The following is a 1,267-nucleotide window of genomic DNA, read 5'->3' as shown; positions in this document are numbered from 1 at the left end:
GGGACAGATTTATTTTTTTCGAGTCTGGTCGCGACATTAATGCCATCGCCAGTCAGATCGATGCCAAGCGAGATATCGCCATGGCAGCTACCGAAAACCTGACACTGTCCTCGGCTGCAGACGAACAACATTCTGCGTACAAGTCCAAGAAGCTCAAGGTCCAGGAGGACCATGTTAGCCAGGTATCCACTAGCGTCACGGCTGGTGGCGATATCAATCTCACCGCCGGTAATGACTTGGCGTTGATCTCCAGCCGGATCACGGCGGGTGATGAAGCGTATCTGGTAGCGGGCGACAAGCTCGAGCTTTTGGCTGCGCAAGACAGCGATTACTCGCTGTACGACATGAAGAAAAAGGGCAGTTGGGGCAGCAAGAAAACCCAGCGTGATGAAGTGACCGATGTGAAGAATGTCGGCAGCGAGATCAAGACTGGAGGCGACCTGACGCTGGAGAGTGGTGGGGATCAGAAGTATCAGGCGGCGAAGCTCGACAGTGGCGGGGATATTGCGATTGTCAGTGATGGAGCGGTCGAGTTTGAGGCGGTGAAGGATCTGCATCAGGAGAGTCATGAGAAGAGCAAGGGAGATGCGTTCTGGACGTCATCAAAAGGTAAAGGAAATACAGATGAGACCCTGCGTCAAACCGAAATGGTGGCTGAGGGTAATATCGCGATCAAGGCGGTGGAAGGCCTGAAGATCGACGTCAGGCAGGTCAATGAGCAGACCGTCAGCCAATCGATTGATGCGATGGTAAAGGCTGATCCGCAACTGGCCTGGATCAAGGACGCCGAGGCCCGAGGGGATGTGGACTGGAGGCAGGTCAAGGAGATTCATGACAGCTTCAAGTACAGCAACTCGGGGTTGGGGCCGGCGTCGCAGATCATTATTGCGATTGTGATGGCGGCGGTGGTTGGGCCGTTGGCTGCGGGCGCGGCTGCAAGCGCAGGGGCGGGCGTTGGCGTGGCAGCTGGAGCTGGGGCAGTGGCAGCGGGAGCAGCGACTAACGCTACGGTCAGTGTGGTTAACAACCGTGGCAACTTGGGTGCGGTACTCAAGGATGTAACTTCTTCGGATGCGATGAAGGGGTATGTGATTGCTGGCGTCACGGCTGGCATGACCGCTGCTTATTTTGGTGATTGGACGGGGACTCAAACAAACACAATCACTGGGAAAGTCACGACGCCAGGTCTACTGAATACGTGGAGCGGAGTCGGTAAATTTGCCGCCAACCAGACGTTGCAAAGCGGCACATCCATGCTGTTGAGCAA

1 protein-coding gene is annotated in these 1,267 nt (G+C 55.6%); it reads left to right on the top strand.

Translation table 11 applies throughout. The annotated features are described in order from the left end of the window. Window positions 1-1,267 (top strand): hemagglutinin repeat-containing protein (locus TX23_RS26615; protein WP_209445933.1); only part of this gene is annotated, 1,267 nt, incomplete at both ends.

The organism is Pseudomonas paralactis, from assembly GCF_001439735.1.
Classification (GTDB): Bacteria; Pseudomonadota; Gammaproteobacteria; order Pseudomonadales; family Pseudomonadaceae; genus Aquipseudomonas; species Aquipseudomonas paralactis.
Note: the sequence above shows the minus strand (reverse complement) of the source record. Positions and strands in the feature narration are given on the sequence as shown.